This is a genomic window from Jiangella endophytica (assembly GCF_003427025.1).
Classification (GTDB): Bacteria; Actinomycetota; Actinomycetes; order Jiangellales; family Jiangellaceae; genus Jiangella; species Jiangella endophytica.
Map to the genome: position 1 here is coordinate 617,932 of NZ_QVAI01000001.1, position 13,941 is coordinate 631,872.

Sequence of the window (13,941 nt, forward strand, 5' to 3'; positions counted from 1 at the left end):
CTGTGTGTCGTCTACCCTTGACCCGATCCGGTACGGATCCACTCGGTCCAGCGCCCGGCCGCGGTAGAAAGGCAAGCCTTCGATGAACGCCACTCGTGTCGATGAGGACTTCACCTCGTCGGTGCACGTGTACGAGCCGCACCGGGCAGGGCTGCCCCGGCTCGGGCCGTACGTCCGCACCCTGTGGCACCGCAGGCAGTTCGCCGCGGAGATGTCGCGGTCCAACATCCGCGCAGCCAACACCAACACGTTCTTCGGCCAGATCTGGCTGGTGATCAACCCGCTACTGCTGGCCTGCGTCTACTACGTCCTGATCACCATCCTGCGGGGCGGGGACGACACCGACGCGGCGGAGCGGTTCGTGCACCTGTGCGCCGGGCTGTTCGCGTTCTACTACTTCTCCGGTGCGCTGACGACCGGTGCGTCCAGCGTCGTCGCGGGCGGCAAACTGCTGCTCAACATGTCGTTCCCGCGGCTGCTGCTGCCACTCTCGGCCGTGCGCACGGCGTTCTTCCGGTTCCTCCCCACGCTCCTCGTCTACATCCCGATCCACCTCGGTTTCGGGCAGCCGCTGCGCTGGGAGATGCTGCTGGCACCGGCGTTCCTGCTGATGCTGACGGTCTTCGGCGCCGGCATGGCGATGATCTTCGCGACGCTGCAGGTGTACTTCCGCGACACCTCCAGCTTCCTGCCGTACTTCGTGCGCATGTGGCTGTACCTGTCGCCCGTTCTGTGGTTCCCCGAGGACGCCCCCGAGCGGTTCGAGAGCCTGATGATCTTCAACCCGCTCTACTCGCTGCTGGGCGGCTGGACCGACCTGCTGGTGCGGGGCCAGATCCCGGACCTGTCGCTGTGGATCGGCGGGATCGCCTGGGCCGTCGCGGCGGCCGTCGTCGGAAGCCTGTTCTTCATGTCGAGGGAGCGCGAGTTTGTCGTCCGTCTCTGAGATGAGCGCTGTGACCACGACCGGACCAGTCGGCAAGGCCGTCCAGGTCGAGAACGTCTCGCTGACCTACCGCACCACGTTCGAGCGGGTCCCGACGTTCAAGACCGCCATCGTGCGCTTCGGCCGCGGTGAGCGTGCGGTCAAGGAGGTCGAGGCCGTCCAGGAGATCTCCTTCGAGGTCCCGCACGGCACCTCCATCGGCATCATCGGCGCCAACGGTGCCGGCAAGTCGACGCTGATGCGCATGATCGCCGGCATCCTGCCGCCCACCAAGGGCCGCATCCAGGTCAACGGCCGGGTCAGCACGCTGCTGGCGCTGGGCGTCGGCTTCAACGCCCAGCTGTCCGGGCGCGAGAACGTCGTGCTCGGCGGGCTGGCCGCGGGGCTGAGCCGCAAGGAGATCCAGGAGCGCTACGAGGAGATCGCCGACTTCGCCGAACTCGGCGAGTTCATCGACATGCCCATGCGCACCTACTCCTCCGGCATGTTCCAGCGGCTGGCGTTCTCCGTCGCCGTGCACATGGACCCCGACATCCTGCTCATCGACGAGGCGCTGTCGGCCGGCGACGCCAAGTTCAAGCAGAAGGCCGCGGCCAAGATGAAGGACCTGGTGACCAACGCGCGCACCATGTTTCTCGTCAGCCACGCCATGGGCAGCGTCAAGGACCTCTGCAACGACGCCCTGTGGATGCACAAGGGCAAGCTGATGATGCACGGCGAACCCGACGAGGTCATCGCGGCGTACAGCAAGTTCCTCAAGGTCGGTGAGGACGCCTTCAGCCTCGAGGATCTGTAGGTGACACCGCGCGGGTCGGACGGCGCCGGCAACGGCCGCGCCGATGTCGTCGTGCTCTCCTCGGGCCACGACGTCGCCGACGCGCGCCTGCACAAGATCAGCGGCGCGCTCTGCCGTCAGGGCCTGCGGGTCGACGTCTGCGGGCTCGGCGATGCCACCGCGGGACCGGCCGGCGCCCGCGTCCGCACCCGCGCCCGTGGCGGCCTGGCCAGCCGGGCCTGGCGCGCGCTGACGCTGCCGTGGCGAGCCCGCGGGTCCGTCCTGATCACGCTCGACCCCGACCTCGTGCCGATGGCCACGCTGGCCGCGCGGTTCCGGCGGCGCCGGCTGGTGGTCGACGTCCACGAGGACTATCTGCGGCTGCTCTCCGACCGCACGTGGGCACGTGGCGCCGCGGGCGCCGTCGCCTCCGGAGTCGTTCGCCTGAGCAACCGGCTGGCCGCCAAGGCCGACCTCACCGTCGTCGCCGACGGCCACATCCCGCCGCGCGAGGCCCGCCGGCGCCTCGTCGTCGAGAACATGCCCGACCTCGGGCTGCTGCCGGCGCCCGGCCCCCGCGACGCGACGCCGCGGGCCATCTACATCGGCGACCTCCGGGCCAGCCGCGGCCTGTTCGACATGCTCGACGCCGTCGCCGCCGCACCCGGGTGGCGCCTCGACCTCATCGGCCCGGTCGCCGCCGCCGACAGTGACGCCCTGCGCGAGCGGCTGCAGCGCGACGACCTCGCCGGCCGCGTCGACCTGCCCGGCCGGTTGCCACCCGCCGAGGCGTGGCGGCGGGCCGAGGGCGCCTGGGCCGGTCTGGTGTTCCTGCGCGAGACGCCCGCGTTCCGCGAGGCGATCCCGACGAAGCTGTACGAGTACCTCGCCACCGGGCTGCCGTTCCTCACCACCCGGCTGCCGCGGCAGGTCGAGATGGTCGAGCTCACCGGCGCCGGCGTGGTCATCGACGACCCCGCCGACGCCGCCGACGTGCTGCGCCGCTGGGCCGACGACACCGCACTGCTGGACGACTACCGCAAGCGGGCCATCGCCTGGGCCGACTCCCACCTCGAGACCAGTCCGTACGACACCCTCGCGGGCGCGGTGGCGGGCCTCGCTCGTTGACGGTTGGCTGGTCTGTTCGGTGGGCCGGGGTTCTGGTGGGCCGGGCGTACGTGCGTTGGGTCTGCCGCGTTCGCCGTCCCCCTGCTGCCCATTCTCTTAGCCGCGGGTGCGCGCCTCAAGCGGACTTGTTGGCGCTTCGCGCGGCGACGACCGCTTGACCCGCGCACCCGCGGCCAAGAACGTGGCAGCTATCAGGGGGACGGGGCGAGTCTGGGCACACCTCGGGCTCCGCAGCCGACTCACGGTCGTTCGCGGACGTGGACCGGCCCATCGACGGCCGTCGCCTCGACGCCACCGGTGCCGTTGGGGCTGCTGGTGCCGGTGGTGGCTTGTGGACAGCCATGATCATCAACGATCCGCTACCTCGCTAGGCGTTCTCCTCCTCCACCAGGCATGCATGCCTCGCAGAGCGAACACAGTCCTGGGCATGGCTCCCGAACCACCGTGAAATCTCACCACGTGGACACCACGGCGAACGGCCACCAACCCGGGCGACCGGTGCACTGGTGCGGCTGTGCCCGCACTTCCCCCGTCCCCCTGATAGCTGCCACGTTCTTGGCCGCGTGCGCGCGGGTCAAGCCCAAGGCCCCTCACCACAGCGAACAGCACCCAGCAGAGGCCGCGGACTTGAGGCGCGCGTACGCGGCCAAGAGAATGGGCAGCAGGGGGACGGCTGACTTGCGCCCCGGCGCACCGCAGCAAACCCCAAGGAACGCGCCAGACCCGCTAGTGACCCGCGTCCCCGCGGCCCACCCTCCGGGCCAGCGCGTCGAGGCGCGGGTCCAGCTGGAGGTCGCGGCGGTAGCGGGCGCCGAACTCGACGGCGGCCCGGCGCTGCTCCGGCGTGGCCGTGACCGCCGCCTCGGCGGCCGCCACCAGCGCCGACGCCACGGCGTCCGGGTCGAGCGAGGCGACCGGGAACCACAACGGGTGCCCGCGCAGCACGTCAGTGGCGGCGTTGTCGGGGTCGTGGACGGAGACGATCGGCAGCCCGGTCGCGAGGTACTCGAACACCTTGCCGCTGGTGACGTACCGCCCGGCGGCCAGGATCAGCAGCTGAACGTCGAAGCCGGCGTAGACCTTCGCGACCTCGCCCTTCCCGGCCGGGCCCTCGTAGCCCACGCCGTCGCCCGCCGAGCCCTCGATGGCGGCCAGCATCTCCGGCCGTGGCTGCGCGTAGTAGCCGAGGTAGCCGTGGAAGCGGGCCGTGGCCGACGCGACGGCGGGGGAGAGGTCGCGCGCCCGCCGCCAGCCGGCCAGGAACTCCGCCAGCGGCACCTTGGGGGTGACGGTGCCGAGGTAGCCGAAGCGCAGCGGACGGCCCGGCGGCGGCCCGCTGAGCGCCCGGTCGGAGTCCGGCGCGAGGTCGGGGTCGAAGCCGTTGGCGACGGTGTGCATGGCGTCGGCGCGGTCCGGGTAGAGGCGGCGATGCCAGTCGCGGATCGGGTCGTTGACGAACCACGCCTCGGTGGCCGCGCCGATCAGCCGCCGCTCCAGGCGGGCCGCCCGGCTGCGCGGGCCGTGCAGCCGCCCGCCGGAGAACACGTCCAGCAGCCAGGCATCGCGGTAGTCCATGACGTACGGGACGCCGAACCTGCGGTGCAGGTGCCCGGCCGCGCTGAACACGACGTTCGGGTTGGCCGTGGCGACGACGAGGTCGACGGGGTCGGCACGGTGGATGCGGGTCGCCGCCGCCGTCAGCCGGCGCTTCCACGGGCCGTACGCGATCTCCGGGAACGGCAGTTGGTCGCGCCAGATCCGCAGCTTGCGCCAGACCCGCGGCAACACCCGCCGCAACGGCGACCACCGGCTGCGGTCGGTCTCCATGGCCGGCCAGTCGAACGGGATGCGGACGACCTCGACGCGCGGGTCGATGCGCTCCTCCAGCGACGGGTCGGCGCCGGTGTAGCGCTCGAACGTCTCGCGCTCGGCGGTGAGGACGGTGACCCGCCAGCCGCGCTCGGCGAACCGGTTGACGGTGGCGAGCGCCCGGTAGACTCCACCGGCACGGCATGGCGGGAAGCCCCACGCGACGTACAGGAGGTGCGGCCCGCGGTGCGTGTTCATGGCGACCACAGGCTACGGCATCGGAGACGGATCGGCGGATGAGGGACGCGAGGATCGTCCGACCGGTCAAGGGGGTCGTGCGCCGGCTGCGGCGCTTCGCCGCCCGGTACCGCCCGGTGCCCGACCTGCCGCCGTTCCCGCCGGCGCCCGAGACGCCGGTGCGGCTGATCGCGGGGCCGGCCAACTTCGCCGGTCAGGCCTGGACGTGGAGCCGGGCCGCCGAGCGGCACCTGCCCGGCGTCGGCGCCGTCGTGTTCCAGCTGATCCGCGAGAACCTGCGGTTCCCGGCCGACTACGAGGTGCCGCGCCCGGTCTACGCGAACCCGTACTGGCAGCGGCGGCAGCAGGAGTACGTCACGCAGCACTTCACCCACGTGCTCATCGACGCCATGCGGCCGCTCCTCGGCCCGCACGGCCGCGAGGACTGCGCGCCCGAGCTGCCGGTGCTGCGCCGCGCCGGGTTGGACGTCGCGCTGCTGGCGCACGGGTCGGAGGTGCGGCTGCCCAGCCGGCACGCCGAGCGCGAGCGCTGGTCGCCGTTCCACGAGTGGGACGACTACGCCAGCCGGCTCGAGCGGCAGGCCCGCCGCCTGGGCGGCATCATCAACGACTTCGCCGGGCCGACGTTCGTGTCGACGCCGGACCTGCTGGTCGACGTGCCGCGCGCCACCTGGCTGCCGGTCGTCGTCGAGCCGCAGCGGTGGGCCGCGCCACCCGTACCGCCCGAGCGCGACAAGCTGGTGGTCCTGCACGTCCCGTCCAGCACCCGGTTCAAGGGCAGTCACCACGTCGACGCCGCCATGGAGCCGCTGGTCCGGTCCGGGCTGGTGGAGTACCGCCGGCTGGAACGCGTCCCGCACACCGAGCTGCCCGCGGCGGTCGCCGACGCCGACGTCGTCCTCGAGCAGTTCGTGCTCGGCCCGTACAGCGTCACCGCGTGCGAGGCGATGGCGGCCGGACGCCCGGTCGTCGCGTACGTCAGCGACCAGGTCCGTGCGCACGTCAAGGAGGCCACCGGCCGTGACCTGCCGGTCGTGCAGGCCGACCCGTCCGACCTCTCCGACGTCGTCGCCGGCCTGGCCGCCGACCGCGTCGGCCTCCGGGAACGCGGCGAGGCGGGCCGCGCGTTCGTCGGCGAGGTGCACGACGGCCGGTACTCGGCCGAGGTGCTGGGCCGCTGGCTGCTCGGCGGCAAGTAAGCTGTCCCGGTGGCCGGAAAGGGCCGCCTGTGTCGTGGAGGTCGGGTTGTGAGTGTACGGCTCGTCGACAGTGCTGACGTCGACGAACGGGCCGAGATCGGCGACGGCTCCTCGGTCTGGCACCTCGCCCAGGTACGCGAGCACGCGGTGCTGGGGCGCAACTGCGTCGTCGGCCGCGGCGCCTACGTCGGCACCGGCGTCACCATCGGCGACAACTGCAAGATCCAGAACTACGCCCTGGTCTATGAGCCCGCGGTTCTCGAGGACGGCGTGTTCGTCGGACCGGCCGTGGTGCTGACCAACGACACCTTCCCGCGGGCGGTCAATCCCGACGGCTCGCAGAAGTCCGGCGCCGACTGGGAGGCCGTCGGCGTCACGCTGCGCGAGGGGTCCTCCATCGGCGCCCGAGCCGTGTGCGTGGCCCCCGTCACGGTGGGCCGGTGGGCTACAGTGGCGGCCGGTTCCGTGGTGACCAAGGACGTCCCGGACTTCGCCTTGGTCGCGGGAGTCCCGGCCAGGCGGCTCAAGTGGGTCGGCCGGGCCGGCGTCCCGCTGGAGGCCCGCGGCGACGGCCGCTGGATCTGCCCGCGGACCGGTGACGAGTACGTCGAGAGCGATGGCCGGCTGGCGGAGGCCGGTCGCGGAACTGAGGAGATCGACACATGAGCGCGAGCCCGATCGCGGCGGCCAAGCCGCTCATCGGCGACGAAGAGCGGGCAGCGGTCGACCGCGTCCTGCGCAGCGGCATGCTCGCGCAGGGGCCCGAGGTCGCGGCGTTCGAGGAGGAGTTCTCCGCCGCCCTGACGACCGGCCGCGCCTGCGTCGCGGTCAACTCCGGTACGTCCGGCCTGCACCTCGGCCTGCTGGCGGCCGGTATCGGCCCGGGCGACGAGGTCATCGTGCCCTCGTTCACGTTCGCCGCCACGGCCAACTCCGTCGCGCTGACCGGCGCCACGCCGGTGTTCGCCGACATCGAGCCGCACCACTTCGGCCTCGACCCGGCCGCCGTCGAGGCCGCCGTCACCGAGCGGACCGCCGGCATCATGCCGGTGCACCTCTACGGCCACCCCGCGGACATGACCGCCCTCGGCGACGTCGCCCAGCGGCACGGCCTGCGCGTCTTCGAGGACGCCGCCCAGGCACACGCCGCCACCTGGCAGGGCCGCCAGGTCGGCACGTTCGGCGACTTCGCGATGTTCAGCCTCTACCCCACCAAGAACATGACGTCCGGCGAGGGCGGCATGGTCTCGACGGCCGACGCCGACCTCGAGCGCCGGCTGCGGCTGCTGCGCAACCAGGGCATGCTGCGCCAGTACGAGAACGAGCTGGTCGGCGTCAACAACCGCATGACCGACCTGCACGCCGCCATCGGCCGGGTTCAGCTGACGAAGCTGCCCGGCTGGACGAAGCAGCGGCAGGAGAACGCCGCGTTCCTCGACCAGAACCTGCGCGGCGTGGTCGTGCCGCCGGTCGCCGAGCAGGCCACGCACGTCTACCACCAGTACACGATCCGGGTCGCCGACGACCGCGACGGCTTCGTCAAGGCGCTGCGCGAGGAGTACGCCGTCGGCTGCGGCGTCTACTACCCCATCCCGAACCACCGGCTGCCGTCGTTCGCGCGCGAGCTGGACCTCCCCGAGACCGAGCGGGCGGCCGCCGAGGTCGTGTCGCTGCCGGTGCACCCGGCGCTGACCCAGGAGGAGCTGGACCGCATCGTCGCGGCCGTCAACGCGATCGCGGGGGCGGGTTCCTGATGGCCGCACTGCGCGCCGGTCTCATCGGCCTGGGCATGATGGGCCGCCACCACGCCCGGGTGCTGCGGGCCATCAGCGACGTCGACCTCGTGGCCGTCGCCGACCCCGCCGGCGACCCGCACAACGTCGCCGGCGGTCTGACGGTCCACCAGGACATCGAGGCGATGATCGCGGCCGGCCTCGACTACTGCGTCGTCGCCACCCCGACCGCGTACCACGAGGAGATCGGTCTCGCGCTAGCCTCGGCCGGCGTGCACGCGCTGATCGAGAAGCCGCTGGCCAAGGACACCCTCGGCGCCCGCAAGCTGGCAGAGGCGTTCGACGGCGCCGGCCTCATCGGCGCCGTCGGGCACATCGAGCGGTACAACCCGGCGCTGCAGAACCTGCGCTTGCGGCTCGCCGAGGGCGAGCTCGGCGAGATCTACCAGATCATCACCCGCCGGCAGGGCCCGTTCCCGGCCCGCATCGCCGACGTCGGCGTGGTGAAGGACCTCGCGACGCACGACATCGACCTCACCGCCTGGGTGGTCGGCCACTCCTACCGCACGGTCGCGGCGCACACGGCGTACAAGAGCGGCCGCGCGCACGAGGACCTCGTCGCCGTCACCGGCAAGCTCACCAACGGCACCGTCACCAGCCACCTGGTCAACTGGTTGTCGCCGATGAAGGAGCGGGTGACCATCGTCACCGGCGATCGCGGCGCGTTCGTCGCCGACACCCTGCACGCCGACCTCACCTTCCACGCCAACGGCTCCACGCCGACGCAGTGGGACGACCTCGCCCAGTTCCGCGGGGTCAGCGAGGGCGACGTCATCCGCTACGCCATCGCGAAGCCGGAGCCGCTGCGGGTCGAGCACGAGGCGTTCCGCGACGCCCTCCTCGGCAAGTCCACCGACATCGTCACGATGCAGCAGGGCCTCGCCACCGTCGCCGTCGCCGAGGCCGTCCTGGTGTCGGCCACCGAAGGCCGCACGGTCACCGTCACCGAGCCGTAGTCCACGTCCGAGCGGCACCGGGATCCTTGGTGCTCGTGGACGGCGTTGATCATCAACGATCGCCTACTTCACCAGGCGTACTCCTGCTCTGCGAGGCGTGCATGCCTGGTGGAGTGGGAGAACGCCTGGTGAGGTGGCGTGTGATGTGGCGAGACTGTCGGCGGGCGCGGCCGGTTCACCGGCCGACCCTGGACCGCTGGATGCCCGGACCACGCCTGCGGAGCCCGACGCCTGCCCAGACTCGCCCCGTCCCCCTGATCGCTGCCCGTTCTCAGGCCGGAGGACCGTGGGTCAAGCGGTCGTCGTCGGTGCGAAGCGCCCAACAGGTCCGCTCGAGGCGCGGTTGTGCGGCTGAGAGGATGGGCAGCAGGGGACGTGGAACGGCACGAACTCGACGCACGGCAGATCGGGCCTACCAGCAGGCTGAGCCGACGTGTGGGCTGAGCCAACGTGTGGGCTGAGCCAACGTGTGGGCTGAGCCAACGTGTGGGCTGAGCCGACGAGTGGGGCTGAGCCGACGAGTGGGCTGAGCCGACCGGGTCGCCCGTCCCGCGAACGGTGGCCCTTGCCGCCGATGACTTTCCTGGGGCCCTGGTCGTGGGCCGGGGCTGTCGTCGCACGTGTGGTGTCCACTGGGTGAGATTTCTCGTCGATTCGGGGGCCATGCCTAGGACTGTGTTCGCTCTGCGAGGCATGCATGCCTGGTGGAGCGGGAGAACGCCTAGTGGCGTACGTGATCGTTGATGATCATCGCTGTCCACAGGCCACGGCGTCGGTGATCCCGAGGCGACGGTCGCCGAGGGCCGGTTCACGTCGCCGGTCGGACCACGGCGACGTCGGCCGGCGTTGCGCAGCCGGCGATGGCCGAAACTGCGCCCCGGTCGCCGAGGGCCGGTTCACGTCGCCGGCCGGACCACGGCGACGTCGGCCGGCGTTGCGCAGCCGGCGATGGCCGAAACTGCGCCACGGTCGCCTAGGGCCGGTTCACGTCGCCGGCCGGACCACGGCGACGTCGGCCGGCGTTGCGCAGCCGGCGATGGCCGAAACTGCGCCACGGTCGCCTAGGGCTGGTTCACGTCGCCGGTCGGACCAGGGCGACGGCGGTCGGCGTTGCGCAGCCGGCGATGGCCGAAACTGCGCCACGGTCGCCGAGGGCTGGTTCACGTCGCCGGTCGGACCACGGCGACGGCGGTCGGCGTTGCGCAGCCGGCGATGGCCGAAACTGCGCCACGGTCGCCTAGGGCCGGTTCACGTCGCCGGCCGGACCACGACGACGGCGGTCGGCGTTGCGCAGCCGGCGATGGCCGAAACTGCGCCCCGGTCGCCGACGTGAGGGTGGCGTCGCCTGCGAAGCCCGAGGTGTGTCCAGACTCGCCCCGTCCCCCTGATAGCTGCCAGTTCTTAGACCGCGCGGCCGCGGGTCAAGCGGCCGTCGTCGGCGCGGAGCGCCCAAACAAGTCCGCTTGAGGCGCGGGTGCGCGGCTGAGAAAATGGGCAGCAGGGGGACGGCGAACAGTACGAACCCAACACACGTCCGCCCGGCCTGCCGAGGGGCCGAGTCAACGAGTGGGCCGATCCGGCGAACCGAAGACGTCGCCCGACCACCGACCGCTGGACCGTGAACCCCGAACCGTGAACCCCGGACGACCCCAACCACGACGCCGACTACGACCCGAGGCTCGCGGATCGGACCGGACCGGATCGACGAGCCACCACGGTGGCGGCGAGCACGATGCGCGACCAGTGGTGCCGGCACCACCGCCCTCCCGCACCGTCCGTACGGCTCGAGGCGGCGGCCCCGCCTCAGCCTCCGGCCGCCGCCTCCGCCGCGTCGACCTGGGCGCCGATGTACGGCGACAGCGCCCGGGAGTACTCCCGGCTGAGGTGGCTGAAGTCGCGGTACACGATGACATCGCCGATGAGCGGGTAGCAGAGCTTCTGGTCGCAGAACTGGTCGGTGAGGTCGACCAGGTGCACGCCGGCGCCGGCGCCCTCGGTGGCCGTGGCGATGGCGTCGTCGGGGAGGTCGTCGGCGAGGGTGGCGCACGCCAGCGGGTCGTCGGCGTTCATGGCGAGGCAGTTGGGGACGTTGTCGCCCTGGGTCGGCGGGACGTCCTTGAGGACGAAGACCTCTCTGCCGTCGTCGGTCCACTCGCGCCAGACGGCCTGGAAGCCCTGCACCGCCGGCTCCGGCAGGTCGTGCCCGCCCGCCTCGAACTCGTACGCCGACGAGAACGCGGAGGTGAACACCGCCGAGATGCGGTCGTCGTCGGCGATGCGCTCGCGGACGTCCTCGACCCAGGAGTCGCAGCTGTCGGCGGCGTCGCCGCCCTGCTCGTCGGGGAGGATGCGGCGGGCCTCGGTGGCCGGGCAGGACGCCTTCGTGTACGTGACGACCATCCAGTTGCGCTCGCGGCCCAGCCAGTCGAGGGCGCCGAACCAGTGGGTGGCGTGGGAGTCGCCGACCAGCGCGACGACGCGGTCCGGGTGCTCGGTGGCGCCGATCTCGCAGCTGACCACCTGGGCGCGCCGAATGGTCTGCTGGCAGTCGCTGTAGTCGGGCTCGGTGTTCTGCTTGATGACCAGCTCCGGCGGCGCGATCTGCGGGCCGTCGCCGGTGACGGAGTCGCAGCCGTTGCCGGGGTCCAGCGCGGCCGGTCCGACGCACTCGGCCGCGAACGACTGCTCCGACAGGTCGCGATCCGGGCCGGACTCGGCACCGGTCAGCGACTCGGCCAGCACGGACGACTCCGCCGAGGTGTCGTTGACCTCGTGGTCGATGGCGATGGCCGACGCGATGACGGCGAGCATGCTGAGCGAGGCGAACGCGAACGTCCGCGACGGCATGATCGACAGGAACCGGCGGCTGCGCAGCGGGTCCTCGACGGCGATCTTGCTGAGCCACGCCAGCACCATGGTCCCGGCCAGGATGCCGAGCTTGTCGGCGGTGCGCAGGTCGGAGCCGGTGATGAACGGCAGCACGATGATCAGCGGCCAGTGCCACAGGTACACCGAGTAGGAGATGTCACCGACGAACGTCATGGGGCGGCGGGCCAGGAACCAGCCCGGCGTGAACCGGACGCCGTCGCTGCCGGCCGCGATGACGGCGACCGTGCCCAGCACCGGCAGCAGCGCGATCCAGCCGGGGAAGAGGCTGGCCTCGTCGAACAGCACGGCGGCGACCAGGATCGCCGCCAGCCCCGCGCCGGACAGCAACCGCCGCAGCGGGGCGCCGAGCCGGACGCCGCCGACGGCCAGGATGGCCAGCAGCGCGCCGGCGGCGAACTCCCAGATGCGCGTCGGCGTGACGAAGTAGGCGCGGGCCTGGTCGTCGGCGGTGGCCGTGATGGACCACGCCAGCGACACCGCGAAGATGATCGTCAGCCCCACGACCAGCAGCGGCACGAGCGGGTCGCGCCGGCCGCCGGGCAGCCGCCGCGCGAGCAGCGCCAGCCCGAGCACCAGGACCGGCCAGAACGCGTAGAACTGCTCCTCGACCGACAGCGACCAGTAGTGCTGCGCGACCGTCGGGACGTTGTCCTGCGCCATGTAGTCGACGGCGTCGGTGGCGAGCAGCCAGTTCTGGAAGTACGCGGCGCTGGCGGCGATCTGCCGCGCCGTCATGGCCCACAGGGTGGCCGGCAGGAACAGCACCGTCGCCGCCGCGCTGACGGCCAGGACCAGCAGCGACGCGGGCAGCAGCCGGCGCATGCGGCGGGCCCAGAACCGCCGCAGCGACAGCGTCCCGGTGGTGGTGACCTCGCGGTGGATGTGCGCGGTGATGAGGTAGCCGGAGATGACGAAGAACACGTCGACGCCGACGAAGCCGCCGGAGAGCGTGTCGGGCCAGAGGTGGAAGATCACCACCAGCAGCACCGCGACGGCGCGCAGCCCCTGGATCTCCGGCCGGAACCCGGACGGCGCGGCGGTCTTCGTGGTGGTCCGCGGCTCCGCGGTGGCGGTGGCCGTCATGGGCGCTGCGGCGCGTGCGTCCCGTGGAGGAGTTCTGACGCGGCGCGGTCGGCCGCCTTCCCGTCGCCGTACGGCGTGCCCTGGGCAGCCGTGGGAGCGGGCCGGGTGACGGCTTCGGACAGGGAGTCGAGCTGCGGGGCGAGCACGTTCCAGCCGCCCTCGAGTGTCTCGACCCACTCCGTCTCGGAGCGGATCGTGGTGCACGGGCGGGCGAGGAGGTAGGCCTCCTTCTGGAGTCCGCCGGAGTCGGTGACGACGCCGGCCGAACGGAGCACGGTCGCCACCATGGCAGGGTACGGCAGCGGCTCGCCGACGAAGAGCGCGGACCCGGGCCGGTCGAGGGAGATGCCGAACTCGCGGCACCTCGCGACCAGCCGCGGATGGGCCAGCAGGACCACCGCGACGGGGAGCGCGGCGAGCGCGTCGACGACGGCCGCCAGGCGGCCGGGGTCGTCGGTGTTCTCGGCCCGGTGGACGGTGCACGCGACGAACTCGTCCGGCACGCCGGCGGGCAGCGGCGCGGTGGCGGGGTCGACGGTGTCGCGGACCCGGAAGCAGACGTCGGTCATGACGTCGCCGACCAGCACCGAGCGCGCGGCCAGCCCTTCGGACGCGAGATGACCCATGGCGACCTGCGTCGGCGCGAGCAGGAGGTCGGCGGCATGGTCGGTCAGTACCCGATTGTGCTCCTCGGGCATCCTCCGGTTGAACGAGCGCAGCCCGGCCTCCAGGTGCGCCACCGGGAGGTGCTGCTTCACCGCGGACAGTGTGCCGGCCAGGGTGGAGTTGGTGTCGCCGTACACGAGCACCCAGTCGGGTCGGTGCTCGGCGAGGACGGGGTCGAGCGCGGACAGCATGGCGCCGGTCTGCACGCCCTGGCTGCCCGAGCCGATGCCGAGCGAGACGTCCGGTGCGGGGATCTCGAGGTCGGCGAAGAACACGTCGGACATGTTGGCGTCGTAATGCTGCCCGGTGTGCACGATGACGTGCTCGGCGCCGAGCCGCCCCAGGCTCTCGGCCATGGGCGCCAACTTCACGAACTGGGGGCGCGCGCCGACAATGCTGAGCACCTTCATCTTCGTGCGACCCGTCCCGGAATATTCGC

10 protein-coding genes are annotated in these 13,941 nt (G+C 72.1%); 7 read left to right on the forward strand and 3 right to left on the reverse strand.

The features are described 5' to 3' along the window. Positions 1 to 82: 82 nt before the first annotated feature. The 3 genes from DZA62_RS02900 to DZA62_RS02910 are packed head-to-tail and all read left to right on the forward strand — an operon-like array spanning position 83 to position 2,849. Positions 83 to 946, forward strand: a complete 864-nt coding sequence (locus DZA62_RS02900) for an ABC transporter permease (protein ID WP_116947238.1) — start codon at positions 83 to 85, stop codon at positions 944 to 946. Position 947: 1 nt separating this feature from the next. Next, on the forward strand, positions 948 to 1,742 hold the full coding sequence (locus tag DZA62_RS02905) for an ABC transporter ATP-binding protein (protein ID WP_116947239.1): 795 nt from the start codon (positions 948 to 950) through the stop codon (positions 1,740 to 1,742). Beyond that, positions 1,743 to 2,849, forward strand: a complete 1,107-nt coding sequence (locus DZA62_RS02910; protein WP_116947240.1) for a glycosyltransferase — start codon at positions 1,743 to 1,745, stop codon at positions 2,847 to 2,849. It begins immediately after the preceding gene. Between the two features lie 726 nt (positions 2,850 to 3,575). Here DZA62_RS02910 and DZA62_RS02915 read toward each other — a convergent pair. Beyond that, positions 3,576 to 4,916 (reverse strand): glycosyltransferase family protein, encoded by a 1,341-nt coding sequence (locus DZA62_RS02915; RefSeq protein ID WP_116947551.1) that lies wholly within the window; start codon positions 4,914 to 4,916, stop codon positions 3,576 to 3,578. 38 nt (positions 4,917 to 4,954) lie between these two features. Between DZA62_RS02915 and DZA62_RS02920 the strand changes: the two genes are divergently transcribed. Genes DZA62_RS02920 through DZA62_RS02935 form a run of 4 tightly spaced genes read left to right on the forward strand, consistent with a single transcriptional unit; the run spans position 4,955 to position 8,864 of the window. After that, the gene (locus DZA62_RS02920; protein WP_157987426.1) at positions 4,955 to 6,115 is read left to right on the forward strand and encodes a glycosyltransferase family protein; all 1,161 of its coding nucleotides are present in this window, start codon (positions 4,955 to 4,957) and stop codon (positions 6,113 to 6,115) included. Between the two features lie 48 nt (positions 6,116 to 6,163). After that, the gene (locus DZA62_RS02925; RefSeq protein WP_116947242.1) at positions 6,164 to 6,781 is read left to right on the forward strand and encodes an acyltransferase; all 618 of its coding nucleotides are present in this window, start codon (positions 6,164 to 6,166) and stop codon (positions 6,779 to 6,781) included. Continuing rightward, positions 6,778 to 7,869: a DegT/DnrJ/EryC1/StrS family aminotransferase gene (locus DZA62_RS02930; RefSeq protein ID WP_116947243.1), complete on the forward strand. Its 1,092-nt coding sequence runs from the start codon at positions 6,778 to 6,780 to the stop codon at positions 7,867 to 7,869. The genes DZA62_RS02925 and DZA62_RS02930 overlap by 4 nt, the downstream gene beginning before the upstream one ends. After that, on the forward strand, positions 7,869 to 8,864 hold the full coding sequence (locus tag DZA62_RS02935; protein WP_116947244.1) for a Gfo/Idh/MocA family protein: 996 nt from the start codon (positions 7,869 to 7,871) through the stop codon (positions 8,862 to 8,864). Before DZA62_RS02930 ends, DZA62_RS02935 begins: the two co-directional genes overlap by 1 nt. A gap of 1,803 nt (positions 8,865 to 10,667) precedes the next feature. Here the strand turns inward: DZA62_RS02935 and DZA62_RS02940 are convergent. Together DZA62_RS02940 and wecB are read right to left on the reverse strand one after the other, a co-directional pair. Next, positions 10,668 to 12,836, reverse strand: coding sequence for an acyltransferase family protein (locus DZA62_RS02940; RefSeq protein ID WP_116947245.1), 2,169 nt, complete (start codon positions 12,834 to 12,836; stop codon positions 10,668 to 10,670). Continuing rightward, entirely contained in the window at positions 12,833 to 13,912 is a 1,080-nt protein-coding gene (gene wecB, locus DZA62_RS02945; protein WP_116947246.1) for a non-hydrolyzing UDP-N-acetylglucosamine 2-epimerase, read from the reverse strand. The genes DZA62_RS02940 and wecB overlap by 4 nt, the downstream gene beginning before the upstream one ends. Positions 13,913 to 13,941: the final 29 nt, after the last annotated feature.

Bases quoted from the DNA above. Each gene is read 5' to 3' on its own strand.
- DZA62_RS02900 (WP_116947238.1), top strand. From the start codon at position 83: ATGAACGCCACTCGTGTCGATGAGGACTTCACCTCGTCGGTGCACGTG.
- DZA62_RS02905 (WP_116947239.1), top strand. From the start codon at position 948: ATGAGCGCTGTGACCACGACCGGACCAGTCGGCAAGGCCGTCCAGGTC.
- DZA62_RS02915 (WP_116947551.1), bottom strand. From the start codon at position 4,916: ATGAACACGCACCGCGGGCCGCACCTCCTGTACGTCGCGTGGGGCTTC.
- DZA62_RS02920 (WP_157987426.1), top strand. From the start codon at position 4,955: ATGAGGGACGCGAGGATCGTCCGACCGGTCAAGGGGGTCGTGCGCCGG.
- DZA62_RS02930 (WP_116947243.1), top strand. From the start codon at position 6,778: ATGAGCGCGAGCCCGATCGCGGCGGCCAAGCCGCTCATCGGCGACGAA.
- DZA62_RS02935 (WP_116947244.1), top strand. From the start codon at position 7,869: ATGGCCGCACTGCGCGCCGGTCTCATCGGCCTGGGCATGATGGGCCGC.
- DZA62_RS02940 (WP_116947245.1), bottom strand. From the start codon at position 12,836: ATGACGGCCACCGCCACCGCGGAGCCGCGGACCACCACGAAGACCGCC.
- wecB (WP_116947246.1), bottom strand. From the start codon at position 13,912: ATGAAGGTGCTCAGCATTGTCGGCGCGCGCCCCCAGTTCGTGAAGTTG.